Source organism: Murinocardiopsis flavida (genome assembly GCF_003014485.1).
Taxonomy (GTDB): Bacteria; Actinomycetota; Actinomycetes; order Streptosporangiales; family Streptosporangiaceae; genus Murinocardiopsis; species Murinocardiopsis flavida.
The window spans coordinates 229,084-253,382 of the sequence record NZ_PYGA01000006.1; the positions used below are offsets into that span (position 1 = coordinate 229,084).

Sequence of the window (24,299 nt, forward strand, 5' to 3'; positions counted from 1 at the left end):
GGTGGTTCCCTTCGTCGTCGGGTGGTGGGGCGTCGGTGCTGCGCTCAGCCGCTCCCCGACGCGGCCGGAACCGCGCCGGCGATCGCGGTGAGCACGGCCGCGCTGGTCATGGCGACCGCGCAGCGGCGCGCCGCGTACCTGACGGCGAACATGTGGTCCTCCGCGGAGAAGTCGGCCATGGCGTCGGCCACGACGAAGGGCTCGATGTCGCGCATGAACGCGTCGGCGGCGGTGAGCAGGCAGCCGATGTGCGCGTAGACCCCGGTGACGATGATCTGGTCGCGGCCGGAGCGGCGCATCCGCTCGGCCAGGTCGGTCTGCACGAACGCGCTGTATCGCCACTTGGTGACGAGGGTGTCGTCGCCGCCCGGCGCCAGCGGGGCGGCGATCGCGGTCTGCTCGGGCACGGCCGCCATGCCGGGGCCCCAGAAGTCGCGTTCCAGGCCGCGCCGGTCGGGGTCCATCCCGCCGGGCTTTGCGGTGTACACGGTGGGGATCCCGGCGTCGCGGCAGGCGCCGCGCAGCGCGGCGATGTTGGCGACCACGGGGGCGAGCGGCTGCCCGGCGGGGTCGTAGCCGCGCAGGAAGTAGTGCTGCATGTCGTGGATGAGCAGCACGGCGCGCTCAGGGTCGGGGATCCACGGCGCGCGGTTCGCGGGTAGGTCCTCCTCCCTGGGCAGGCGGTAGGAGTCGATCTGCGGCAGTGCCATCGGAGGGGTCCGTTCCGGGGTTCGTGGGGTGCTCGTCACGGTGTGTCGCGCAGGCCGCGCCTGCTGGTCTTGCCTACGGCGGTCGCGGGGAACGCGTCGGTGAACTCCACCCGGTCGGGGATCTTGTAGTCGGCCAGGCCCCGGTCCCGCAGGTACCGCCGCAGTTCGCCGGCAGCGGGCGCCGGCCCGCGGACGATCACGTAGGCGCGCGACCGCTCCCCCAGGTAGGGGTCCGGCTCGGCGACCACGGCGGCGTCGTGCACGGCCGGGTGGGCGAGGAGGTGGTTCTCGACCTCCTCGGCGGCGATCTTCTCGCCGCCCCGGTTGATCTGGTCCTTGGCGCGCCCCTCCACGACCAGGTGCCCGGTGGGGGTGCGGCGCACCAGGTCGCCGGTGCGGTAGAAGCCGTCGGCGGTGAACACCGCCGCGTTGTGCTCCGGGGCGTTGTAGTAGCCGCGGATCGTGTAGGGCCCGCGCGTCAGCAGGTGGCCGACCGCGCCCGGCGGCACGTCGCGGTCGGCGGAGTCGACCACCCGCACCTCGTCGTCGGGCGAGATGGGGCGGCCCTGGGTCGTCGCGACCGTCTCGTCGTCGTCCTCGGGGCGGGTGTAGTTGACCAGCCCCTCGGCCATCCCGAAGACCTGCTGGAGGCGGCAGCCCAGCACGGGGCCGACCCGCCGCGCCGCCTCCGCGGCGAACTTCGCGCCGCCCACCTGGAGCAGCCGCAGCGAGGAGAGGTCACGGTGCGCCTGGGCGCCGGACTCGACCGCGTCCAGCCACAGCAGCGCCACCGGCGGCACGGCCGCCGTGACGGTGACCCGCTCGGCCTCCACGAGGCCCAGGCAGGTGGCGGGGGACGGATCGGGGGCGAGGACGACGGCGCCGCCGGTGTGCAGCACGCCGAGGAACCCCGGTGAGCTCATCGGGAAGTTGTGCAGCACCGGGAGCGCGCCGAGGTACACGTCGTCCGGTGTCAGCTCGCAGATCTCCGCGCTGGCGCGCACCGAGTACAGGTAGTCGTCATGGGTGCGCGGGATGAGCTTGGGCAGGCCGGTGGTGCCGCCGGAGAGCTGGAGGAACGCGGTGCCGCCCGGGTCGGGGGCGATTCCGGGCGGCGCGATGCCGGGCGCCGCGGCGCGCACCGCGTCGAGCCCGGTGGCGCCGGGCGCCGCACCAGTCGGCCCCCCGACCAGGACGTGTGCCAGTCCGGGTGTCTCCTCGCGCACCCGCACCGCCATGGCGGGGTAGTCGAAGGACCGCCGGTCCGATTCGGCGGGCGCACCGGGGACCACCAGCGCCACCGCCCCGCTGGCCGCGCACAGGTGCCCGATCTCCGCGGCGCGGTGCGCCGGCAGCGCGTACACCGGCAGGGCGCCCAGCCGGAACAGGGCGAACACCACCTCGAAGACCTCGGCGGTGTTGGGCAGTTGCACGACCACGCGGTCTCCCGCGGCGATCCCGAGGCCCGCGAACCCGGCGGCGAGCCGTTCGGCGCGCCGGTGCAGTTCCGTGTAGGTCCAGCGCTGCCCACCTCCGATGACGGCGGTGCGCGGGCCGAACCGGCGGGCCCGCTCGGCGAGGAACCCGCTGAAGACCTCCCCGTTCCAGTACCCGGCGGCGCGGTACCGCGCCGCGTCATTCTCCGGCCAGGGGGTGAGTCCGGAATGCATCGGGAGGGTGCCTTTCTTCACTGGTTCCGCCGGACCGTTCACGCGGTCTGGTCGACGCCGACGGCCATGAGCAGGGTGCGCAGCTTCGCCGAGGTCTCGGCGAGTTCGGCGTCGGGATCGGACCCGGCGACGATGCCGCCGCCCGCGAACACGTCCAGCGCGTCGCCCTCGACGTCGGCGCAGCGAATCGCGATCACCCACGCGCCGTCGCCGTCGGCCCGTGTGTAGCCGACCGCGCCGGTGTAGAAGCCGCGGTCGAAGGGTTCGATGGCGTCGATGGCGGCCCTCGCGCCGTCCGTGGGGGTCCCGCAGACCGCCGGTGTGGGGTGCAGCGCGCGGGCCAGCAGGTGCGAGGGCGTCCCCGGGTCGGCCAGCTCGCCGGTCACCACGGTCGACAGGTGCCACATGGCGGCGGTGCGGTGCAGCTCCGGTTCGGCGGGGACGTCCAGCCGGGCGCAGTAGGGGCGCAGCGACTCGGCGACCGCCTCGACGACCACGGCGTGCTCGCGGCGGTCCTTCTCGGAGCGGAGCAGTTCGACGGCGCGCCGCTGGTCCGTGGTGGGGTCGGCGCTGCGCCGGGCGGACCCGGCCAGCGGGTTGGCGCGCACGGAGCCGCCCTGCTTGGCGACGAGCAGTTCGGGGCTGGCGCCGATGAGGGTGCGCGGCGCCGTCCCGCGCGAAGGGAGGTCGAGCGCGAAGGTGTGCCCGGAGGGGTCGCGCCGGGCCAGGTTGCGCAGGATCTGCGCGACGTCGACGGGGCGCTCGCCGCTGAGCCGGACCATGCGGGCCAGCACGACCTTGCGCAGCGCCGCCGCATCGGCGGGGGCCGCGTCGGCTGCGAGGAGGTCCAGCGCGCGCCGCACCGCGCGCACGTGCTCGGCCGGTTCGGGGACCGGGTCGATCCGCCAGGGCCCCGGGAGGGAGCGCAGCGGCGGCGGTGGCGCACCGGCGAGGGCGGGGGCGCTGCGCACCGTCTCGGGGACCACCAGGTGGGGTGGTGCCGACGTGTCGAACGGCAGGGCGCCGAGCAGGACCGGGTTGGTGCCACCGGTCGCGGCGAGGACGGTGTCGATGTCCTCGGCCTTGTCGGCGCGGGCGATGACCCCCTCGCCGAGGAGCGTCTCCGCGCCGGTGGCGAGGAAGGCGCCGCCGGGGCGGTAGGCGTCGAGGAGTTCCGCCGCTGTGGCGGTCCGCACCGCACGCTGGGTCTGCAACGGTGGTCCTTCCGTGGAGTGCACTGGTCTGGTCGGATCGGTGGGGTTTCGGCGCCGCCGGGCCACTGCGGCTCCGGGGGTCAGGCCCGCAGGGTCGCGCCGCCGTCGACGTAGAGGTCGTGCATCGTGATGTGCCGGGCCTCGGGCGAGGCCAGGAACCGCACGGCGGCGGCGACGTCCTCGGGGTCGGCGATGCGGCCGAGGGGGATGCCGGTGCGGTACTCCTCGGGGGTCCCCGCGACAGCGCGGGCCGCAGCGGAGCCCATGCCCCGCTGCATCGGTGTGTCGGTGGAGCCGGGCGAGACCACATTGCAGCGGATCCCGTGGGGGGCGAGCTCCAGGCCGAGGGACTTGGTGAACAGGGCGGCGGCGGCCTTGGACGCGCCGTAGGCCGCCATACCGGAGCGGGGGATGCCCGCGGCGTTGGAGGCGACGGTGATGATGGTCCCGGCTCCGCGCTCCCGCATGCGGCGGGCGGCGGCCCGGCCGACGTGGAACACGCCGTTGGCGTTCACCGCGAACACCTCGGCCCAGTCCGCGTCCGTGCAGTCGGCAACGGGGCCGGTGCGCAGCACGCCGGCGACGCTGACCGCCGTGCCGACGGGGCCGATGTCGCGTTCGACCTGGTCGAAGAGGTCCTCGACGGCGTCGGGGTCGCGCACGTCGCAGACGTAGGCGGTGGCGGCGCCGCCCTGGCGGTGCACGGCCTCGGCCGCTGCCGCCGCCCGGTCGGGAACGCGGTCGGCGCAGGCGATCTCGGCGCCCTCGGCGGCGAGGGCCAGTGCGACGGCCCGGCCGATCCCCTGCCCGGCGCCGGTGACCAGCGCCACCGCGCGTCCGATCCCGTTCTGGGACACCGCTCCCCCTGACATGGATAAGGGCAAGACATGAATAAGGGCAAGCACGCCTTACTAAGGCAATGCTTGCCTAACAAACTGTCCGTCAGTCTGGAACGACGCCGCGTGCTGTGTCAACCCGCGAATACCCCCTTTGCAGGACGAAACCCCCGGCCGATCAGGGCCGACACACGTCCCGACCTGCCCAAACAAGCATAGGCTTGCCTAACCTAATTTCTCCCTGGCCGGAGGCGGTCGGGCCAAGGCCGAGGGCGGCCGGACCACGGCCGTGTGAAAAACCGCACCGAGGACAGCGGGCGTCCGGCATCCTCGCCGATCTTGCGGACCGCGTCCCCTCAACCGCGGGTGAAGCTTCGGCCTTCGTGGGGTCGGACCGTCCGCAGGGCGGCCGGGCCGCCGCGCCGCGCGCGGGTGACCTGTGGCAACAAGCAGCAACGACAGCGGGCGGACGGCCGGGCCCAGCGGCATCGAACCGGGTGCGCCGTGGGAAACAGCAGCACCAAAGGCGCGAGGGACAGCCCCCCGCCGCCGTTGGTGCTGCTTCTGACCGCAGACCACCCGCACACCGCCCGGCCACAAGGCCGCCCAGCAGACCTCCGGCCCAACGAAGGCCGGAAGTCCACCCGCGGTTGAGAGAACCGCTTCGTCAGGATCAGCGGGGTTGTGGCCAGCGGGGTCAGGATCACCGCGTCGGGGTCAGCCCTCTTCCAGGCGGGGGAACACGACCCGTTTGAGGATCAGCGTGATGGCGGCGGCCGTGGGGATGGCGATCAGGGCCCCGACCAGCCCGAGCAGCGCCCCGCCGAGCAGCGCCGCCGTGATGGTGGCCGTGGGGGCGACGTCGACCGAGCGCTGCATGATGCGCGGCGAGATGACGTAGCTCTCGATCTGCTGGTACACGAGGAAGAACGCCAGCGAGATCAGGCCGAGCCACCAGTCGCCGACCCCCACCACCAGCGACGCGACGAGTGCGCCGATGGTCGTGCCGACCAGCGGGATCAGCGCGGTCACCGCGACGATGAGGCCGAGGGTCAGGGCGTATTGCGATCCGATGATGAGCAGGAAGACGTAGGCGACGACGCCGCCGACGAGGGCGATGACGAGCTGGCCGCCGATGTAGGAGCCGATGCGCTGGAGGATCTCGTCGCCCAGTTCGCGGACCCCCGCGCGGCGCGAGCGCGGGACCAGCCGGTAGGACATCTCGGTGATCGCCGGCAGCGACGACAGGAAGAACAGGGTCAGGATCAGCACCGTGAACGTGGCGAACAGCGAGTTGACGACCACGGCGCCGACGCCGATGATCCCGCCGAACACCTGCTCGCCGAACTTGGCGTTGAGCACCAGGTCCTGGAACTTCTCCAGCACCTTGAACCGGCGGTCGAGATCGGCGAGGAACGGGTTCGTGCGCAGCTCGTTGATGTAGTACGGCACGTCGGCGACGAACTCGCTGATCTGCTCGGTCAGCGGCGGCACCAGTGTCCACACGAACGCCGCGACGAACGCGACCAGGGCGAAGCAGACGATCAGGATGGCGGCCCAGCGCGGAATCCAGCGGTTCAGCGACACGATCGTGGGGTTCAGCCCCACCGCGAGGAACAGCGCGACCAGGATGTAGATGAGGATCGACGCCGCCCCGACCAGCGCGTCGACCAGCAGCCAGGCGACCAGCACGCCGAGCGCGCCGGTGAACCCGATCTTGAAGAAGTTCAGCCGGGCCAGCTCGCCGCGCGGCTCGCCGACGTGCCTGCGCGCCGCGAGCATCACGGAGTCGGGCGTGCTCTCGGCGACCCCGGGGCCAGGGGACGCGGCGCCCTCCCCCGGTTGCGCGGCGTCGCCCTCGGCCGCCGTCGCGCCGGTGCCGCCGCCGGATTCCGGGGACGCCGGGTGTTCCGGGTCGTCCGGCGCCGGGTGCTCCTGAGGCTCTGGGGGCTGCTGAGATTCCGGGGGTTCCTGGGGCGCAGCCCCGCCGCCGTCGCCACGTGCGTCGTCGTCTGCCACCGCGCCGCTCCCCACCCCGAACGATCGGATCGCCAGGGCACAACCTAGCGGACGGGGCGGCCCGGGGCACTGCCATTGCGCCGCGATCCGCGGCCGGTCCCTGCCATCGGGAGGACCCCGGGGCGTCCCCGGGGTGTCCCGCGCGACAGCGGCGCCGACCGCGCCCGCCGATCACTCGTAGGGGTCGGGCGGGTTCTCGACGTCCTTCATCTCCGTCACCGTGAACCGGTGATCGCGCACGTCCTGGAGTTCGCCCTTCGGCTCCTGCCAGGTGCCGCGCACCGTCCACCAGGTGTCCTTCGCCGGCTCCTTCTCACCGGTGATGAGGACCCGGTTGACGATCGCGTCAGCGGCGCAGCACGCCATCTGCAAGCGCGCCAGGTACCAGCCCTTGCCGTCGGGGTGCGGCACCACGAACCCGGTGAGTTCGACCTCGCGCCCCGACAGGGCGCGATCCTGGTCGGTCCAGGCCCGCATGACGAACTCCTGCAACTCCATCGTGCGGGGGCCGTCGCCGTTGGTGCCGAGGTCGGCGAACCCGCCCTCCTCGGCCTCCTTGGGCGCCTCGGCGGCGGCCCCGTTGCTCGCCGAGTACGCGCCCAGCGGGGGCGGGGCGATGACGAACACGGCGACGACGGGGAGCAGCAGCAGCCAGGCGACACCGGGTCCGCGGCCGTGATCGTGGCCGTGCCCGGCGTGGGCGTAGTCGTCGTAGGCGTGGTCCTCCGGTGCGTCGCCTCCCTGCGACGCCACGCGGACATCGGCGGCGATCGACACGACGCCGAGCACGACCAGCACCACGCCCGCGCCGATCAGGAACGGGCGGAACACCTCCTGCACGTAGTTCAGGTACAGGTCGGTCGCCAGTGTCGCGCTCAGCGACGCGGCGCCCAGCAGGACGAGCACGAGTCCCTGCGCGATGCGGTTCACAGCAGCAGCCCTCCGATGGCGAAGCTGAAGACCAGGGTGGCGATGAGGACCAGCGGCACGAAGCGGCGCACGAACGTCCAGCCGAACGTCCCGGCCTGCAACGCGATGAGCTTCAGGTCGACCATGGGCCCCACCACCAGGAACGCGAGTTTCGCCGTGTTGGAGAACTCGCTGAGGCTGGCCGCGACGAACGCGTCGGCCTCGGAGCAGATCGACAGCAGGATCGCCAGCAGGGCGAGCACCAGGACGGAGACGACGGGCATGTCGGCCACCGCGATGACCCAGTCGCGCGGCACGATGACGTTGAGGGTCGCCGCCGCCAGCCCGCCGACGACCAGGAACCCTCCGGCGTGCATGAGGTCGTGCCGCATGGAGTCGGCGAACACCTGCCACTTCGTGGCGCCGGGGTCGTGGTGCACCCGCTGCGGGCGCATCCAGTCGGTACGGCCGAAGCGCGCCCAGAGCCAGCCCACCACCACCGCCGCGCCCAGCGACGCGACGAACCGGGCCGCCACCATCTCGGGCTGGCCGGGAAACGCCACGGCCGTGGCGACCAGCACGATGGGGTTGATCGCCGGGGCGGAGAGCAGGAAGGTCAGCGCGGCTGCCGGCGCGACCCCGCGCCGGATCAGCCCGTTGGCGACCGGCACCGACGCGCACTCGCAACCGGGCAGGACGGCGCCGGCGGCGCCGGCGACGGGGACGGCCGCAGCGGCGTTCTTCGGGATCACCCGCTGCCAGAACGAGGCCGGGACGAACGCGGTCAGCGCCGCCGACAGCGCGACGCCGAACACCAGGAACGGCATCGCCTGGAGGCTGATGGCCGTGAAGATGGTCGCCCAGGCCAGGAACGCCTCGTTGGTGAGGCGGTCGGACAGCCACGCCTCGCCGACACCGAGCAGCACGATGAACACGGCGAACAGCCACACGGTCGCCGTGCGCCGCGGGCCGGACGGACGGCCCCAGTCGGCGGGCGGCAGGGATTCGTCGCGGCCGTCGAACCCGTCGGCCAGGGAGTCGCCCAGCGATGCGGGTACGGGTTCCGCTGACCTCTCAGGCACGGGTGTCCTCTGGTGCAGGGGATGTTCGGAAGGTCGCGCCATAGTAACCGACAACGGTTATCAACGCCGAATTCGCGCCACGGCCCCGCCGGTCCGGGGCCGCGCCGCGGGCCCCGGACCGGCGGCACCTCACAGGTCGTCGGCGAGCAAGTCCATCAGCAGTCCGTCGCGCCACCGGCCCTGCGGGTCGCGCCAGTACCGCCGCAGCACGCCGACCCGCCGGAACCCGACCTTCTCATAGGCGCGGACGGCGGCCGTGTTGTCGAGCGCCGGGTCGATGACGATCCGGTGGTGGCCCCGCTCGGTGACCAGCCAGTCGACCAGCAGCCGCAACGCCGCGACCCCCATCCCGCGGCCCCGCAGTGCCGGGTCGAGGAACACGTCGATACCGGCGTGCCGGTAGTCCGGGTCGTCCTCCTCGTAGAACTGCACCATCCCGCGCACCTCGCCGGCGGCGAGCAGGACATAGCGCCAGGAGTCGGTGGACGCCGCCGTGAAGTCCTCGGTGCCCCACCACATGGCGACGTCGGGCAGCCGCACGATCCGGTCGAGCGCCGCGGCGTCGTCGGGTGTCCACCGCCGCAGCGTGAAGTCCGCGCCGGTCAGCGCCGCGACGGGCGCGCTGCCACCGGGATCGGAATCGGAATTGGCCATGCGCGCCAGCCTACGGCGCGGGGCCGCCGCGGCGGCGCGGCAGCGGTGCCGCGGCGCGCCGCGGCACCGGCGCGCGCTACTCGCCGCCGTCGAGCCGCACCACCATCTTGCCCGTGTTGCCACCGCGCAGCATCGAGATGAACGCCTCCGGGGCGTTGTCCAACCCGTCGACGACGGTTTCGCGGAACTCCACCTTGCCCGCCGCGACCAGCGGCGCGACGTCGCGGTAGAACTCCCCGGCGAGGTGCATCTCGTCGCTGACGATGAACCCCTGGAGGCCCAGCCGCTTGGTGACCAGGTAGCCCATGTTGCGCGGGCCCGATGGTGCCTCGGTGGCGTTGTAGCCGGAGATCGCACCGCAGATCGCGAACCGCGCGAAGTCGTTGGCGACCCCGATCGCGGCCTCCAGGTGCTCGCCGCCCACGTTGTCGAAGTAGACGTCGATGCCGTTGGGCGCCGCCGCAGCCAGCTGCTCGGCGACCGGGCCGTCCTTGTAGTTGAAGGCCGCGTCGAAGCCGAGTTCGCCGGTGACGTAGGCGACCTTCTCCGCCGAGCCCGCGCTGCCGATGACGCGCTCCGCGCCGCGCAGCCGGGCGAGCTGGCCGACGATGCCGCCGACCGCCCCGGCCGCGCCGGACACGAACACGGTGTCGCCCTGGACCATCCGCGCCTTGTGCACCAGCCCCACGTAGGCGGTGATGCCGGGCATCCCCAGCACACCGAGGTAGGCCGAGGCGGGGACGGAGTCCGTGACGTTGACCGGGCGCACCTCCGCCGTGGTCAGCAGCGCGTGCTCCCGCCAGCCCTCCTGGTGCAGGACGACGGTGCCCTTGGGGAAGTCCTCGTCGCCCGAGGCGTGCACCACGCCGACCGCCGCGCCCACCATGGGGGCGTTCAGCTCGTAGGGGTCGGTGTAGGTGCGCACGCCCGTCATCTTGCCGCGCATGTAGGGGTCGACCGACAGAGCGATGTTGCGGACCAGCAGCTCCCCGTGTCCCGGGTCGGGCAGGTCGCGCTCGGCGATCGTGAAGTCGTCGAGCCGCGGCTCGCCCTTCGGCCAGGCGACCAGGTGCACTTCGCGGGTGGTCACGGGCATGGAGTCCTCTTTTCTGACGGTGGCCGGCCGGTGGTCCGCCGCTGCGCGGCCCGGCTCCGGCACTGTCCGGTCCGGCGGTGCACGGCGAACCGGGGGTACCGCACCAGGCTGCCCGCTCACAGGGCGTTGACACCGGAGGACATGCTGCGGCCGCGGCAACGTTTCACCCGTTCCGGGCCGGGAAGTCGCGGGGAAAGGAGGTGACGGCGTGACCAACACGAGCAGACCGGCCGTTTCCGGCGACGCACCCGACTCCACCGCCATGGCGGAGAAGCCCGACCACTGGGGCAGCCCGAGGTCGTGGCTGTGCATCAGCACCATGATCGCGGGCTTCACCGGCGCCGGGGTGGCCCTCACGCTGGGGCCCGCCTGGACGTGGGTGGCGATCGGCGCGGCCGTGTTCGTCCTCGGCGGTGTCGCGGCGGTGGTGCTGCGCGTCAACCGGGACAACGTGATCGACGACGCCCACATCCGCACCGTGCACGCGAACCGCGACCCGGCGGCGCCGCCGGCCGACGACGGCCGCGCGCACGGCGCCACGGCCGCGGGACGCCACTGACACCGCGCCGCCGCCGCGCAGCGGCACCCTGAGCGCGGCGCTGACGGCAACCCACCGACGCCGTGCACAGCGAAGCGGCCCCCGACCGGATCACTCCGGTCGGGGGCCGCTTCGTCAATCGCGTGGTGCCTTAGCCGCGGCGGGCGTCGGTGGGACGGCGGTCCGCACGGTGGAAGGACGAGCGCCCGGAGCCGCGGCGGTCGTCGCCGCCACCGCGGTAGGGGCGGCGCTCCCCGTCGAACCGGCGCTCGTCGCCACCGCGGAACGGGCGGCGCTCGCCCACCCCGCGCGGGGCCTCGCGGCGGTCGCCGGAGTCGCGGCGGTCATCGCTCCGGAACGGACGGCGGTCGCCGTCGAACCGGCGCTCACCACCGGAGTCGCGGCGGTCGTCGCCCCGGAACGGGCGGCGCTCCCCCTCGAACCGGCGGCCGCCGCCCTCGCGGCGGTCGCCCGACGGGCGGCCGTAACCGCCCTGGCGGGGTCCGCCCCGGCTCGGGCCGCCACGGCCGTTGCGCCCGTTGCGGCCGCCGCGGCGCTCAGGCTCCGGCGGCTCGATCCACGGCTCCCACGACGGCTCCTTGGCCCCGGTGACCTGGGACAGCAGCTCGTCGCCCGGGTTCACCAGGTGCTGCTTGGCGTCGACCCCGGCGTCCATGAGCAGCTTGCGCGCGGTGCGGCGCTGGTTGGGCGCCACAATGGACACGACCCGGCCGGACTCCCCCGCCCGCGCGGTGCGCCCGCCGCGGTGCAGGTAGTCCTTGTGGCCGGTGGGCAGGTCGACGTTGACGACCAGGTCGATACCGTCGACGTGGATGCCGCGGGCGGCGACGTCGGTGGCGACCAGGGTCTGGATCTTGCCTTCCTTGAACTTCGCCAGGGTGCGCGTGCGCACGCTCTGCGTCTTGCCGCCGTGCAGCGACGCGGAGGGGACACCGGCGTCGGCGAGCTGCTCGCTGATCATGTCGGCGCGGTGCTTGCTGCGCACGAACAGCAGCGTGCGGCCGTCGCGCGCCGCGATCTGGGTGACGATGGTGCTCTTGTCGCGGGGCAGCACCTTCAGCAGGTGGTGCTCCATGGTGGCGACCTGGGAGACGGGCGGGTCGACCGAGTGGGTGACCGGCTCGTTCAGGTAGCGCCGCACCAGCTTGTCGACGTCGCCGTCGAGCGTCGCGGAGAACAGCATGGTCTGGCCGTCCAGGCTCACCTGGTCGAGCAGCTCGCTGACCTGCGGCATGAAGCCCATGTCGCACATCTGGTCGGCTTCGTCGAGCACCGAGATCTGGACGTCGTCCAGCTCGCAGGCACCCTGCTCGATCAGGTCGCTGAGGCGGCCGGGGGTTGCGACCAGCACCTCGACACCGCGGCGCAGCTCGTTGATCTGGCGGGTGTAGGAGCTGCCGCCGACGACGTCGCCGACGCGGGCGCCGATGGCGTTCGCGTAGGGGCGCAGTGCGTCGCGGACCTGGTGGGCGAGTTCGCGGGTGGGCACGAGCACGAGGCCGCGCGGACGGCGCGACGCGGCGCGGCGTTCACTGGCGCGCATGAGCAGGGGAAGACCGAACGCGATGGTCTTGCCCGACCCGGTGCGGCCGCATCCGAGGATGTCGCGGCCCGCGACGGCGTCGGGAATGGCGGCGACCTGAATCGGGAAGGGCTCGGTGAGCCCGTTCGCGGCGAGGGCGTCGAGCATCTCCGCGGGGAGACCAAGATCACCGAAAGCCGGGCAGGCGGCATTGTCCGTCAAGTGACGTAAACCTTCCTCATCGATCGGCGGCGTTTCGAGGAAGGCTTCGAGACGGCATGGGTCAGCCTGCGAAGTATCACACAAACGCGCCGGAAAAACGCGACACGAGGCACGGGAGACGGCCTCGGCGCCAAGCGGCCCGGCGCGCCCGGATGCGCGCAGCAGGAATCGACCGCCTTTGGCAGCGTACTGGAACCTTTGGCACAACCGGTAAGCGGCCCCGATTATTCCGGCCCCGGCACCCCCTGCGACGCCGCGCCGCGCTCGCCGGGGCCGCCCTCGACCGCGGCACCGGCGAGCGCGTTGAACCGGTCGATCTGCGCCGCCCGCTCGGCTCCTGCCTGCTGTTCCAGGGTGTTGCCCTGCGCCTGGGAGAGGAGCGCCTTCACCGCGGACGCGGTGTCGGCGGGCACCGCGAGCAGGGCCGCGGTGAGGTCGGACACAGCGGCGTCGAGTTCGGCGCCCGGCACCACGACCTCGGCGAGGCGCAACTCGCGGGCCTCCGCCGCGGACACGGTGCGCGCCGTCAGGCACAGTTCGAGGGCGCGCGGCAGGCCGACGAGGTCGACCAGCGGCTTGGTACCCGTGAGGTCGGGGACCAGGCCGAACGCGGCCTCCTTCATGCAGAACGCGGCGTCCTCGGCGACGACCCTGAGGTCGCAGGCGAGCGCGAGCTGGAACCCGGCCCCGATGGCGTGCCCGCGCACGGCGGCGACGCTGACGATGTCGGGGCGCCGCAGCCAGGTGAACCCCGCCTGGAACTCGGCGATGACGGCGTCGAAGGCGGCCCGCTGCTCGGGCCCGGCGCCGACGAGGGAATGCAGGGAGCGCTCGCCCTCGACCCCCGCGGGGGAGAACATGGCGAGGTCGATGCCCGCGGAGAACGAGGGGCCGTCGCCCGCGACCACCACGACCCGGACGGTGTCGGGCAGGGTGCGGCCGATGCGGGCCAGCTCGGTCCAGGTGCGGCCGGTCATGGCGTTGCGCCGCTCGGGGCGGGCGAGGGTGATGGTCGCAACGGCGCCGTCGATGTGGAGGCGCAGGCCCGCCGCCGCGAGGGCGCCTCCGGGGCTGCCGGCGGCCGGTGCGGTGTCCGTCACGGGTGGTCTCCTCGGCGCTGGTCGGCTCGGCGGGGCGCCCGCCGATCGTCGTGCGGTTCACCGTAACCGGTGCCGGGCGACGGTGCGGCGGCGCCGAGCGCGGCGCGTCTGGGCGGGGACGCGGTCCCCGGCGCCGCCGTGCGCTGACCTGTGGGGCTGATCAGCGAGAGCGGCGGGTGGCGCCGCCGCGACCGCGCAGGCTTACCCCCGACTCGCTGAGCAGCCGGTGCACGAACCCGTAGGAGCGTCCGGTACTGGCTGCGAGCGATCGGATGCTCTCTCCGCTCTCGTAGCGCCTCTTCAGCTCCGTGGCAAGGTCCGATCGGTCGGATCCCGTCACCCGGGTTCCCTTCCTCAGCGTCTCGGCCACGAGGTACCTCCTGTGCTATCGGCGACCGGTAGGACATTGCTGCCCATGATCAGCCATGGGGGCGACAGTGGCTACCCGAGAGAACGCGAAAAGGCCGCAGGGCGGCGCCGCCGGGGCACGCGGAGGCGTTTTGGACATCACTTAACCACCTGCCGAAACCCGCCCCTGGCTGGTCGTCTGCGCCATGCCAGGGGTAATACGCGGGCGCCGCCGCGGCGGTCGCGGCCGGATCAGGCCAGCGCGATGAGGTCGGCGAAGTCCTCGTTCCAGATGTCCTCGACGCCGTCGGGCAGCAGGATGACACGCTCGGGCTGGAGCGCGTCGACCGCCCCCTCGTCGTGGGTCACCAGCACGATGGCGCCCTGGTAGTTGCGCAGCGCGCTGAGGATCTCCTCGCGGCTCGCGGGGTCGAGGTTGTTCGTGGGCTCGTCGAGCAGCAGGACGTTCGCGCTGGAGACCACGAGGGCCGCGAGCGCGAGCCGGGTCTTCTCGCCGCCCGAGAGGACCCGCGCCGGCTTCTCGACGTCGTCGCCGGTGAACAGGAACGACCCCAGGGTGCGGCGCGCCTCGACCTCGGGGAGGTCGGGGGCCGCGCTCATCATGTTCTCCAGCACCGTGCGGTCGGTGTCGAGGGTCTCGTGCTCCTGGGCGTAGTAGCCCAGCCGCAGCCCGTACCCCTCGACGACCTTGCCGGTGTCGGGCTTCTCGACGCCGCCGAGGAGGCGCAGCAGGGTGGTCTTGCCCGCACCGTTGAGGCCGAGGATGACGACCCTGCTGCCGCGGTCGATGGCGAGGTCGACCCCCGTGAAGATCTCCAACGAGCCGTAGGACTTCGACAGGCCCTCGGCGGTGAGCGGGGTCTTGCCGCTGGGAGCGGGGGCGGGGAACCGCAGCTTGGCCACCCGGTCGGAGGCGCGGACACCCTGCACCGAGTTGAGGATGCGGTCGGCGCGGTTCAGCATCTGCTGGGCCGCCTTGGCCTTGGTGGCCTTGGCGCGGAACCGGTCGGCCTGCTTTTGCAGCGCGCCGGCCTGCTTCTCGGCGTTGGACTGCTCGCGCTTGCGGCGCCGCTCGTCGGCCTCGCGCTGGGTCTGGTACGCCCGCCAGCCCATGTTGTAGATGTCGATGACGGAGCGGTTGGCGTCGAGGAAGCAGACCTTGTTGACGACGTGCTCGACCAGTTCGGCGTCGTGGCTGATGACGATGAGGCCGCCCTGGTGCGACTTGAGGAAGTCGCGCAGCCAGATGATGGAGTCGCCGTCGAGGTGGTTGGTGGGTTCGTCGAGCAGCATGGTGTCGGCCCCGCTGAACAGGATCCGCGCCAGCTCGATCCGGCGCCGCTGGCCGCCGGAGAGCGTGCTCAGCGGCTGCCCGAGGACCCGGTCGGGCAGGCCCAGGCTGGAGGCGATCGAGGCGGCCTCTGCCTCGGCGGCGTAGCCGCCGAGGATGTGCAGCCGCTCCTCGGCGCGCGCGTAGGCGCGGACCCCCTGGTCGCGAAGCTTGGGCTGATCGCTCGCCATCTTCTGCTCGGCGGCGCGCATGCGGTTCAGGACGTCGTCGATGCCGCGCGCGGACAGCACCCGGTCGCGGGCGATGACCTCCAGATCGCCCGTGCGGGGGTCCTGCGGCAGGTAGCCGATGGTGCCGCTGGTGGTGACGGTGCCCGCCGACGGGGTCCCCTCGCCCGCCAGGACCTTGGTCAGCGTGGTCTTCCCCGCGCCGTTGCGGCCGACCAGCCCGATGCGGTCGCCGGCGGCGACCCGCAGGGTGGTCGGCTCCAGCAGCAGGCGCGGGCCGACGCGGAGTTCGATGTCAGAGGCGAGGAGCATCAGGAACGACTTTCTGGCGAGGTGCGTGTGCGAGGACGGCGAGGAGGGCCCGCGGCCCGGCTGCGGAGACTCCGGCGGGCCGTGCGGGCATGGTCGGGGTCAATCCGAGATCACACGCACGGCACCAAGGCTATCCGCTGACCGGCCCGCGGCAGAACATGTTTTCGCGCACACCGCGGTCGGCGCCGCCCCGGGGCGGCGCCGACCGGCGCTGCTCGTCGCCGTTCCCGCTACTCGTCGCCGTTCTTCGCGGGCCCGCTCCTGGCGGCACCGTTGCCCTTCGGCCGGGCGGCCCCCGCGTCGTCCTGCCGCTCCTTCGGCGCGCCGGTGTCGGCGGCGACCGCCGCCGGCGGGGCCCCCGGTGTGGCGCCGGCGCGCGCCGGCACGGGCGCCGGATCCGGCGCGATCGCGGGCGGCGGCGCCTGGGACACCACCGACTCCGCGGCGGCGAACGGCCGCTGCCGCAGCAGCGCGGCGAGCACGGCGGCGACGGGGGTCGCGAGGAACGCCCCCGCGATGCCGCCCACGATCGACCCGATCGCGATCGCCAGCAGGACCACCGCCGAAGGCAGGTCCAGCGCCTTGCCGTAGACCCGCGGCGCGAACAGGTGGCTCTCCAGCTGCTGCACGACGATCGTCGCCACGATGACGATGAGCGCCACCTTCCAGTCCTCGGCGACGAACGCGACCAGCGCCGACAGCACACCGCTCAGGAAGGCGCCGATGACCGGGAGGAACGCCCCGATGAACGTGAGCAGGATCAGGGGCAGCGCCAGCGCCGGATCGAGGACGAACACCAGGACCAGGCCGATGAAGACCGCGTCGAACAGGCCGACCAGGGCGATCCCGCGCACGTAGCGCCCCATGACGTCGTAGGCGACGTCGCCCGCGAACTTCACCGCGTACCGGGTGGGCTGCGGGAACAGCTCGCGCACCCACTGCATGAGCCGGTCGCCCGAGTGCACGAAGTAGACGGTGAGGACCAGCACCAGGATCAGGCCGACGAGGATCTCGCCCGCGGCGACCGCACCGGCCCAGGCGCCGCTGACGACCCTGCCGCTGTCGGCCTGCAACTCCGACTGCGCCTGCTCGATGAACTGGTTGACCAGCGCCTGGTCGAGACCGATGGAGGTGGCGTAGCCCTGCAACAGCACGATCGCCTCGGTGACGCTCTCGACGAGCCCGTTGAACCCGGACACCGCGGGCGACACGATCATGGTGATGAGCCCGCCGAACACCACCAGCGCGCCGACCATGACGATGGTGGTGGCCAGCCCCCTGCTCAGCCCCTTGCCGCGCAGCCACGAGGCCGACGGCAGCAGCAGCGCCGTGAGGAAGATCGCGAGGATGACGGGCAGCGCGACCACGCGGATGTAGAGGATGCCCCACAGCAGCAGGACGACGACCACGCCGATGACGAGCACCCGCCAGGCGGTGTCGCTGACCCTGCGCAGCATGTCGTCATCGGGGACGTCCGGGGGCGGCGCCGCCGCAACCGGTTCCGGCTCGGGTTTCTGCACCGGTCGCCGCTTCCGCAGGAACGACCATGAACTCGGTCGCATTACACGCACTCAGGTCCTCTCATCGCGGGCCGAAACATCTCCCGGGCCGTCGCTAGACCGCTGTTCTGCCCGGTGGATCGACACCCATTCATACTCGATCGCGCGGCGGGATTCAGGGGAGGCGGCACCCCTACCCCGGGCCGCCGCCCGCCGCCGCTCAGATCGCCCACGCACTCCGGTATCCGCCGGTGTGGACGATCTCGTTGCCGAACGGCGCGAGCGCCACCGGGATCATCTTCAGCGACGCCCACGCCAGCGGGATGCCGACGATCGTGATGGCGAGACCCGCCGCGGTGACGATATGGCCGAGGGTCAGCCACCACCCCGCGACGATGATCCAGATGACGTTGCCGACCGTGCTGCCGCCGCCGGCGCCGGACTTGCGCACGAGGTCCCTGCCGAAGGGCCACAGCGCGTAGTTGGCCATCCGGAACGACGCGACACCGAACGGGATGGTCACGATGAGCACGCAGCAGATGATTCCCGCGAGGGCGTAGCCGACGGCCAGCCAGAACCCGGCGACGACGAGCCAGATGATGTTGAGGATGAAACGCAGCAGAGCCACGGATTGCCTTTCGTACCAGTCGGCGGATTCGCCCGCCCAGCGTCGCAGCTCCTGCGGCCGGCGAGGGCCTGTCACCTCTCTACGACGCGTCTTTTCCGGCCCGTGTTCCGCTCCGCGACCCGCACCGGTCCCCCACCCGCCCCCTAAGGGATCCGTGCCCGCGGTCGCCGCCGGGGTTAGGGTCGGAGGCGGACCACGCGAACACCAGGCACCGACGTGCCCGACAAGGACGGCCCCGTGCGCATCACCAAACTCGGACACGCCTGCGTGCGCCTTGAGCAGGACGGCGCCACCCTCGTCATCGACCCCGGCGGGTTCACCGAGCCCGGGGCGGCCGAAGGCGCCGACGCCGTCGCGGTCACCCACGAGCACGCCGACCATCTCGACCTCGACCAGTTGCGGGCGGCCGCGCGGGCAAACCCGGACCTGGCGGTCTACACCAACGCCGACATCGCCGCCCGGCTCGCAGCGACCGACGACCTCGGCGCCCGGATCGTCACCGTCGCGCACGGCGACACACCGCGCATCGCAGGCTTCGACGTCCACGTCTACGGGGCGCGGCACGCCGTCATCCACGACGACATTCCGGTCATAGCGAACGTGGGATTCCGGGTCGTCGGAACCGACGGCGCACTGTTCCACCCGGGCGACGCCCTGACCGTCCCGGAAGACCCCGTCGACACCCTGCTGCTGCCCGTGCAGGCGCCGTGGTCGAAGATCGCGGAAGTCGCCGACTACACGCGCGCCGTGCGGCCGCGCAGCACGATCGCGATCCACGACGCACTGCTCAGCGAGCTCGGGGCAGGGGTCTACCAGCGGAATCTCAACGCTCTCCTGCCCGACTCCGGCTACGAGCGGCTGCACCCCGGACAGAGCCGGGAATTCTGACCTTCCTTTAACCTTCGCGGCCGCGGCACCCGCGAACTGGGGGTTCGCAGGCACGGCCCGCGCCACGGCGCCCACAGGCCCCGGGATGTGACCCGTGCATCAGCACGAACCCCTAGTCACAGCCCCAAAACCGACATACGCTGTTCCACATCCGGCACATGCGTCGGATCTTGCGATTCCGCACAAAAATCCGACAGAGTTCCCGGCTTCGGCCGGGCTCAATCAGATTTCGATAACGGTTGAGCGAGTAATTTTCCCACCCCCGTGCGCGATCGGGAGTGGGGATGGCATGATTGCGTAGCGGCTCGCAGGGAGCATGTCACCGCACCCGCAGCCCGACTCGTGAGCACCCGCCCTTATTCGGCGGCTCCGCTGTGGCTTCGCCCACACCAAGGAACACCGAACCGTCGCACGGCGTTCGCGTCGTGCGGGGTGCCTCGTGTCGCATGATCCACGACTTTTGGCGTGACCCTGCTTTCCAATAGCTTACTAGCGATTTCAGTAGAGGTGGTTCAAGCATGTCTCAGGTACGTCGGCAGGCCGCACTGCGCCCCCGCCCGAGCTGGGGGTGGCAGGACGCCGCCGGGTGCCGGGGCGAGGACCTCGTGCTCTTCTTCGGCCCGGACGGCGAACGCCAGCCCGAGCGGGAGATCCGCGAGCGCAAGGCCAAGGAGATCTGCACAGCATGCCCTGTGCGCACGGAATGTCTCGACTACGCCATTTCGCGCCCCGAGAAGTACGGGACGTGGGGCGGACTGAACGAAGACGAGCGCGCCTCCGAGCGCCGGCGCCGCATGCGCCGCGCCAACGCCGCCTGAACCCGGCCGCGCGTTCGGGCACTCGACCACGGCACTCCTCGAATCCCGACCAGCCCCCGCAGCACCCAGCGGAACCCTCCCGCTCAACCGTGGCGCCCCGGCCTATGACAGGCCGAGGGCGCCGCGGTTTTGTTGGGTCGTCGCGGTTCCGGGGCGCTTTAGGCCGATGTCTTCCCTCGTCGCGTGGCGCTCCCTCGTACCTCGGTCGCACCCCGCTCCTCAGTCCAGACACCGGCGCGCCCCTCCACCGCGACTCCCGGAAACACCCCCTGGGGATGAGCTTCAAAACCCCCTCGGGTGACCGGCCTGCTTGTCCGGGCCCTGTGGTTCCGGCGGCACACCCTCGGGATGAGGCACAAACCCCCTGGGGATGAGCTTCAAAACCCCCTGGAGCAGGGGCGTGCGCCGCTGACCTGAGCGAAGAGGGGTAGTTGCAAACCCCCTCGGGTGCGGTCTCGTGGGTGTGGCCCCATCCCCTCGGGTTGCGCGGCGCTCCGTGGTTGCTTCGGGTTGTCGGGTCATTGGCGGTTTCGGCGGTGGGACTCGAACCACTCGGCGGCGGCTGTGCCCGCTGCGCGCCAGGCGTCGCCGCCCTCCGGCTCGTGCTCGGCGTGCGCGGCGACGCGCAGCTCGAATGGGCCGCCGAGGCGGCCCAGCGCCCACTCGGTGAGCTCGCGGACGAGGGGGTCGTTGCCCTCCACCAGCACCAGGACGGGAGCGCGGACCGCTGCGAGCCGGTTCTCGGCGAGATCGATCCGGCCGCCCTGCGCCACGACCGCGGCGACGTCGTCCGGGTGCCGCGCGGCCGCCACCAGCGCCGCGGCGGCGCCGGTACCCGAGCCGACCAGCCCGACCGGCCTGTCGGCCACAGCGGACGCCCGGCGCAGCCATCGCACCGCCGCGCCCAGCCGGTCCCCGAGCTCGTCCGGGCCGATACCGCCCGACGTGCCGTTCGCCCGCCGCCACTCCGACTCGGTGAACAGGTCCAGCAGCAGGGTGGCGTAGCCCGCCCGCCGCACGATGGCGGCCGCGGCGCGCTGCCGGGGGTCGTGCCGCCCGTGGCCGAGCGCGAACACCACGGCGCCGTGCAGGGACGGGGGCACGCTGAGGTCGCCGTCGAGGTGGACGTCGCCGCCCGCGCGGATGCGCACGCCCCGCTCGGAGTCGGACTCCGCTGCGGGCACCCGCTGCTCCGCCAGCACAGCGGTCACGTACTCGTCGGTGAGCTGGGTGAAGTCGCGGTACCACTCCCCCACCGCGTGGAAGTTCTCCGGGACGGTGAGGACCACCAGGTGGTCGGCTTCGGAGCGCAGCGCCCGGACCGCTCCCGGCGCGCCCACCGGCACGGCGAGGATCAGGCGGTTGGGCCGCTGCCGGCGCACCATGCGCAGCGCCGCGCGGGCGGTGCCGCCGGTGGCCGCGCCGTCGTCGACGACGATGACGTCGCGGCCCGTGAGGCGGGGCGACGGGTGCGACCCGCGGTAGGTCGCCAGCCGCCGGGCGAGCTCCGCGCGTTCGGCGCGGACGATGCCCGCGAGTTCGGCCCGGGACGTGCGCAGCCGCGCCAGCGCGTCGTCGTCGAAACTGACGTGGCCGTCCTCGGCGATGGCGCCCACACCGACCTCGGGCCGGTCGGGCAGGCCGATCTTGCGCACCATGAGGATGTCGAGCGGCACGCGCAGCCGCCGCGCCAGTTCGGCCCCCACCGGCACCCCGCCGCGGGGCAGGGCGACCACGATGGGGTCGGCCGCGGCGAAAGGGCGCGCCCGTTCAGCGAGCCGGCGCCCTGCCTCGGCCCTGTCGGCGAACGGAAGCGATACGGGAAGCGGATTCACGGCGACCTACCGCGTTCTTAGGGAAAGTGCCTTGGCCATACCCGTTCGGGGTCGGCGGCCAACCCCGGGACCGCGGCCATTCTCCCCGCCCGGCGCCGGGCGGCACCGGTGTCAGCTCACCGACTTGCGGAACTCGTCCTCGAGAACGGCCATGACCAGGGCGTCGTAACGGCGTCCCGCCCAGAGCAGGGTTTCGCGCAGCCGCCCCTCGACGGTGAAGCCGCACGCCCGGTAGGCGCTGATGGCGCGCATGTTGAACGAGTAGACCTCCAGCCACACGCGGTGCAACCCGAGGTTGTCGAAGGCGTGCGCCAGGACCAGCCGGGTGGCCTCCTTGCCGATGCCGTACCCGGTGAACTCGATGGACGCGAGGGAGATGCGGTATTCGGCGGTCTCGTTGTCGGGGTCGATGTCGACCAGCGCCAGCTCGCCGACGTAGCGCCCGCCGGGTTCCTCGGTGATGGCGAGGTCGAGCCGGTCGGTGCGGCCCTCCAGTCCGGCGCACCACTCCTCGACCTCGTCGGCGCCCGGCTTGCTGTGGGCGCCCCGCAGCCGCGCGACCTCGGCGTTGGCGATGGTGGCGTGGACGCCGTCGGCGTGCTCCTCAGTGAGGGGGACGAGTCGGACGTTCTCGCCGGTGAGGGTGGGCCGCTTCCGCAGGGCGTTGATGTCGATCATCCGTCGGTGGCTCCGGTCGTCCGTGTCAGGCCCTGCTGCCGGCGCGGGGAACGGCAGCCCATCCGTCCTGTCTATGCGGCGATGCGGGCCCCTGGCAAGCGGGGCCTGCGGCGGGACTCGTAGCATCGTCGGGTGCCCGCGCCAGGCGGCGCGCGACGAGCGATGGAGGCCGCGTGAGCGCGAACCCGCAGACCGCCGCGACCACGGACCCGGTGGCGCGGCGCGCACGTGCCGCAGTCGCGGCGCTGTTCCTCGCCAACGGCTTCACTGTGACCAACATCGTGCCGTGGTGGCCCGTCCTCAAGGACACCCTGCACCTGTCCAATACCGCCGTGGGGACCGCTATTGCGGCGATGCCGTTCGGGGCGCTCGCTCTCGGGATGCTCGCGGGCCCGCTCATCGCGCGCTTCGGCAGCGCGCGCGTCTCGGTCGTCACCGGGCTGCTGGCGGCGTTGACGCTGCCGCTGGTGTCCCTTGCACCGGGCTGGTGGGCGCTCGCGATGGCGATGTTCGTCCTGGGCACCATGGACACCTGGATGGACTCCGCGATGAACGCCCACGGCCTGCGCGTGCAGCGCCGCTACGGGCGCACGATCATCAACACCTTCCACGCGGTGTGGAGCATCGGCGCGGTCGCGGGCGGACTCACGGGCACCGCGATGTCGGCCCTCGGCGTCCCGATGGCGGCCCACCTCGCGGGCGTGACGGTGCTGCTGATCGCCGTGACGCTGGGCAGCTACCGGTTCCTGCTCACCGGCCCGGAGCACGCCGAGCGCTCCGAGGAGAGCCACACGCCGACCGCGCGGGAGGTCCGCCGGCTCATCGGCAAGGCGGCGGGGACGCTCGTCGCCCTCAGCGCGCTGCTGATGATGGCCGGCGCGATCGAGGACTCCGCCGCCGCGTGGGGCGCCGTGTACATGCGCGACCAGTTCGCGGCCCCGGCGGTGCTGGTCGGGCTGCCGTTCGTGGTGTGCCAGGCGATGATGACGATCGGCCGGCTGTTCGGCGACCGGCTGACCGACCGGTTCGGCGCTGTCACGGTGACCCGCGCCGGGATGGTGATCGCCGCAGTGGGGCTGGGCTTCGCGCTGCTGGTGCCGCATCCGCTGACGACCATCGCGGGGTTCGGCCTTTCGGGGCTGGGGGTGGCGGTGCTGTTCCCGCTGGCGCTGGCCGCCGCTGGGGAGATCCCCGGCGTCCGCAGCGGCGACGGCGTCGCGATCACCGCGTGGCTGGGGCGGGTGGGCTTCCTCGCGTTCCCGCCGCTGATCGGGCTGATCGCCGACGCGAGTTCGCTGCGCATGGGCCTGTGGGCGATCCCGGTCGCGGCGGTCCTGGCGTTCGTCCTCGCGCGGCCGCTGCGCCGCGCGGCGCGCGAGCACGCCTGAGCGGCGCCCGCTCAGGCTCCGGGGCAGGCGGCGAGCATGCCGGTCAGGGCGTCGCGGTCGCTCTTTCCGACCGGGAGGCCGTACTCGTCGAGCACCCGGATGTAGACGACCGCGTAGCGGCAGCGGCCGCCGTCGAAGGGCATCCATTCGCCGGGGCCGGAGTCGCCCTTGGACATGTTCGCCGGGCCGTCGGAGGCGAGGAGGTTCGCCGGGTCGTTGGCGAAGGTGACGCGGCGGTCGCGGTCCCAGTCGTCGGCGCCCATCTGCCAGGCGAGCGACAGGGGGACGACGTGGTCGATCTGCACGGTGCGCGGGCTGCTCCGGTCGAACGCGATGCGCTTGCCGGTGTAGGGGTCGTCGAGGAACCCGCTCCGGACGGCGCAGTCCCTGCCGATGTCCGTCTCGACGAGGTCGCGGGTGAGGATGTCGTTGCGGGTGGAGCACCCGTTGTCGTCGGTGTCGACCCAGCCGGAGCCGAACTCGTCGCGGTCGTACTTCTCGGTGCGGTCCGCCCGGCCGGACGGTACCGACCGCAGGGCGGCCCGCGCGGCGTCGGCCTCGGCGGCGGTGACCCGGTCGCCGCCCGCGGCGGAGGGCGCGGGGTCGGGCCCGCCGGAGGCCGGCGGGGTTTCGGGGCCGCCGCTGAGCAGGACCGCGGCGGCCACCGCCGTCGCGGCGGTGGCGACGGCCGCGGCGGCGATGCCGCGGTTCCGGACCCGGCGGCCGGTCGGCTTGCGGGGGGATCGGTTCACGGTGCACACCCGGGTGGTGCG

Annotated in this window: 22 protein-coding genes; 4 read left to right on the forward strand and 18 right to left on the reverse strand. The window is 72.8% G+C overall.

The features are described 5' to 3' along the window. Positions 1 to 44 precede the first annotated feature (44 nt). From CLV63_RS11135 to CLV63_RS11175, 9 genes are all read right to left on the reverse strand, one after another. Positions 45 to 710: an isochorismatase family protein gene (locus CLV63_RS11135; protein WP_106582876.1), complete on the reverse strand. Its 666-nt coding sequence runs from the start codon at positions 708 to 710 to the stop codon at positions 45 to 47. A 35-nt stretch (positions 711 to 745) separates the two neighbouring features. Further along, positions 746 to 2,380, reverse strand: coding sequence for a (2,3-dihydroxybenzoyl)adenylate synthase (locus CLV63_RS11140; protein ID WP_106582960.1), 1,635 nt, complete (start codon positions 2,378 to 2,380; stop codon positions 746 to 748). Between the two features lie 38 nt (positions 2,381 to 2,418). After that, on the reverse strand, positions 2,419 to 3,594 hold the full coding sequence (locus CLV63_RS11145; protein ID WP_211301258.1) for an isochorismate synthase: 1,176 nt from the start codon (positions 3,592 to 3,594) through the stop codon (positions 2,419 to 2,421). Positions 3,595 to 3,674: 80 nt separating this feature from the next. Next, the gene (locus CLV63_RS11150) at positions 3,675 to 4,451 is read right to left on the reverse strand and encodes a 2,3-dihydro-2,3-dihydroxybenzoate dehydrogenase (RefSeq protein ID WP_245928727.1); all 777 of its coding nucleotides are present in this window, start codon (positions 4,449 to 4,451) and stop codon (positions 3,675 to 3,677) included. Positions 4,452 to 5,147: 696 nt separating this feature from the next. Then, positions 5,148 to 6,449: an AI-2E family transporter gene (locus CLV63_RS11155; protein WP_394339757.1), complete on the reverse strand. Its 1,302-nt coding sequence runs from the start codon at positions 6,447 to 6,449 to the stop codon at positions 5,148 to 5,150. A 171-nt stretch (positions 6,450 to 6,620) separates the two neighbouring features. Next, complete coding sequence (locus tag CLV63_RS11160) at positions 6,621 to 7,379, reverse strand: TIGR03943 family putative permease subunit (protein ID WP_106582879.1); 759 nt, start codon at positions 7,377 to 7,379, stop codon at positions 6,621 to 6,623. Then, positions 7,376 to 8,482, reverse strand: coding sequence for a permease (locus CLV63_RS11165; RefSeq protein ID WP_106582880.1), 1,107 nt, complete (start codon positions 8,480 to 8,482; stop codon positions 7,376 to 7,378). The genes CLV63_RS11160 and CLV63_RS11165 overlap by 4 nt, the downstream gene beginning before the upstream one ends. Positions 8,483 to 8,569: 87 nt before the next feature. Continuing rightward, positions 8,570 to 9,094, reverse strand: coding sequence for a GNAT family N-acetyltransferase (locus CLV63_RS11170; RefSeq protein ID WP_106582881.1), 525 nt, complete (start codon positions 9,092 to 9,094; stop codon positions 8,570 to 8,572). Positions 9,095 to 9,170: 76 nt separating this feature from the next. Further along, the gene (locus CLV63_RS11175; protein ID WP_106582882.1) at positions 9,171 to 10,190 is read right to left on the reverse strand and encodes an NADP-dependent oxidoreductase; all 1,020 of its coding nucleotides are present in this window, start codon (positions 10,188 to 10,190) and stop codon (positions 9,171 to 9,173) included. Positions 10,191 to 10,398: 208 nt separating this feature from the next. Between CLV63_RS11175 and CLV63_RS34040 the strand changes: the two genes are divergently transcribed. Beyond that, complete coding sequence (locus CLV63_RS34040; protein WP_211301259.1) at positions 10,399 to 10,749, forward strand: hypothetical protein; 351 nt, start codon at positions 10,399 to 10,401, stop codon at positions 10,747 to 10,749. A gap of 130 nt (positions 10,750 to 10,879) precedes the next feature. Here CLV63_RS34040 and CLV63_RS11185 read toward each other — a convergent pair whose 3' ends face one another. The 6 genes from CLV63_RS11185 to CLV63_RS11210 form a co-directional block, all read right to left on the reverse strand. Further along, a complete protein-coding gene (locus CLV63_RS11185; RefSeq protein WP_106582883.1) occupies positions 10,880 to 12,439 on the reverse strand; it encodes a DEAD/DEAH box helicase in 1,560 nt (519 codons plus the stop codon). Positions 12,440 to 12,717: 278 nt separating this feature from the next. After that, positions 12,718 to 13,593, reverse strand: coding sequence for an enoyl-CoA hydratase/isomerase family protein (locus CLV63_RS11190; RefSeq protein ID WP_106582884.1), 876 nt, complete (start codon positions 13,591 to 13,593; stop codon positions 12,718 to 12,720). A 160-nt stretch (positions 13,594 to 13,753) separates the two neighbouring features. After that, the gene (locus CLV63_RS11195; RefSeq protein ID WP_106582885.1) at positions 13,754 to 13,963 is read right to left on the reverse strand and encodes a helix-turn-helix domain-containing protein; all 210 of its coding nucleotides are present in this window, start codon (positions 13,961 to 13,963) and stop codon (positions 13,754 to 13,756) included. Between the two features lie 230 nt (positions 13,964 to 14,193). Next, entirely contained in the window at positions 14,194 to 15,792 is a 1,599-nt protein-coding gene (locus tag CLV63_RS11200; RefSeq protein WP_106582886.1) for an ABC-F family ATP-binding cassette domain-containing protein, read from the reverse strand. Between the two features lie 230 nt (positions 15,793 to 16,022). Further along, positions 16,023 to 17,312, reverse strand: coding sequence for an AI-2E family transporter (locus CLV63_RS11205; RefSeq protein WP_245928728.1), 1,290 nt, complete (start codon positions 17,310 to 17,312; stop codon positions 16,023 to 16,025). A gap of 199 nt (positions 17,313 to 17,511) precedes the next feature. Continuing rightward, positions 17,512 to 17,919: a YccF domain-containing protein gene (locus CLV63_RS11210; RefSeq protein WP_106582888.1), complete on the reverse strand. Its 408-nt coding sequence runs from the start codon at positions 17,917 to 17,919 to the stop codon at positions 17,512 to 17,514. 237 nt (positions 17,920 to 18,156) lie between these two features. Here CLV63_RS11210 and CLV63_RS11215 point away from each other — a divergent pair, with 237 nt between their 5' ends. Both CLV63_RS11215 and CLV63_RS11220 read left to right on the forward strand, forming a co-directional pair. Then, on the forward strand, positions 18,157 to 18,807 hold the full coding sequence (locus CLV63_RS11215) for an MBL fold metallo-hydrolase (RefSeq protein WP_106582962.1): 651 nt from the start codon (positions 18,157 to 18,159) through the stop codon (positions 18,805 to 18,807). A gap of 518 nt (positions 18,808 to 19,325) precedes the next feature. Continuing rightward, positions 19,326 to 19,625, forward strand: coding sequence for a WhiB family transcriptional regulator (locus tag CLV63_RS11220; protein WP_281260723.1), 300 nt, complete (start codon positions 19,326 to 19,328; stop codon positions 19,623 to 19,625). A 518-nt stretch (positions 19,626 to 20,143) separates the two neighbouring features. On the opposite strand, the gene CLV63_RS11225 is transcribed toward CLV63_RS11220, so the two are convergent. Together CLV63_RS11225 and CLV63_RS11230 are read right to left on the reverse strand one after the other, a co-directional pair. Then, positions 20,144 to 21,460: a phosphoribosyltransferase family protein gene (locus CLV63_RS11225; protein ID WP_106582889.1), complete on the reverse strand. Its 1,317-nt coding sequence runs from the start codon at positions 21,458 to 21,460 to the stop codon at positions 20,144 to 20,146. A gap of 111 nt (positions 21,461 to 21,571) precedes the next feature. Continuing rightward, complete coding sequence (locus CLV63_RS11230; protein ID WP_106582890.1) at positions 21,572 to 22,138, reverse strand: GNAT family N-acetyltransferase; 567 nt, start codon at positions 22,136 to 22,138, stop codon at positions 21,572 to 21,574. Between the two features lie 173 nt (positions 22,139 to 22,311). On the opposite strand from CLV63_RS11230, the gene CLV63_RS11235 reads away from it, so the two are divergent. Beyond that, entirely contained in the window at positions 22,312 to 23,526 is a 1,215-nt protein-coding gene (locus CLV63_RS11235; protein WP_106582891.1) for an MFS transporter, read from the forward strand. Positions 23,527 to 23,537: 11 nt separating this feature from the next. Here the strand turns inward: CLV63_RS11235 and CLV63_RS11240 are convergent, their stop codons facing one another. Next, positions 23,538 to 24,278 (reverse strand): HNH endonuclease family protein, encoded by a 741-nt coding sequence (locus tag CLV63_RS11240; protein WP_245928729.1) that lies wholly within the window; start codon positions 24,276 to 24,278, stop codon positions 23,538 to 23,540. Positions 24,279 to 24,299: the final 21 nt, after the last annotated feature.

Excerpts from the sequence above, each read along its gene's own strand:
- CLV63_RS11200 (WP_106582886.1), bottom strand. The coding sequence starts at position 15,792 with ATGCTCCTCGCCTCTGACATCGAACTCCGCGTCGGCCCGCGCCTGCTG.
- CLV63_RS11185 (WP_106582883.1), bottom strand. The coding sequence starts at position 12,439 with ATGCTCGACGCCCTCGCCGCGAACGGGCTCACCGAGCCCTTCCCGATT.
- CLV63_RS11220 (WP_281260723.1), top strand. The coding sequence starts at position 19,326 with ATGTCTCAGGTACGTCGGCAGGCCGCACTGCGCCCCCGCCCGAGCTGG.
- CLV63_RS11165 (WP_106582880.1), bottom strand. The coding sequence starts at position 8,482 with ATGGCGCGACCTTCCGAACATCCCCTGCACCAGAGGACACCCGTGCCT.
- CLV63_RS11170 (WP_106582881.1), bottom strand. The coding sequence starts at position 9,094 with ATGGCCAATTCCGATTCCGATCCCGGTGGCAGCGCGCCCGTCGCGGCG.
- CLV63_RS11175 (WP_106582882.1), bottom strand. The coding sequence starts at position 10,190 with ATGCCCGTGACCACCCGCGAAGTGCACCTGGTCGCCTGGCCGAAGGGC.
- CLV63_RS11230 (WP_106582890.1), bottom strand. The coding sequence starts at position 22,138 with ATGATCGACATCAACGCCCTGCGGAAGCGGCCCACCCTCACCGGCGAG.
- CLV63_RS11135 (WP_106582876.1), bottom strand. The coding sequence starts at position 710 with ATGGCACTGCCGCAGATCGACTCCTACCGCCTGCCCAGGGAGGAGGAC.
- CLV63_RS11140 (WP_106582960.1), bottom strand. The coding sequence starts at position 2,380 with ATGCATTCCGGACTCACCCCCTGGCCGGAGAATGACGCGGCGCGGTAC.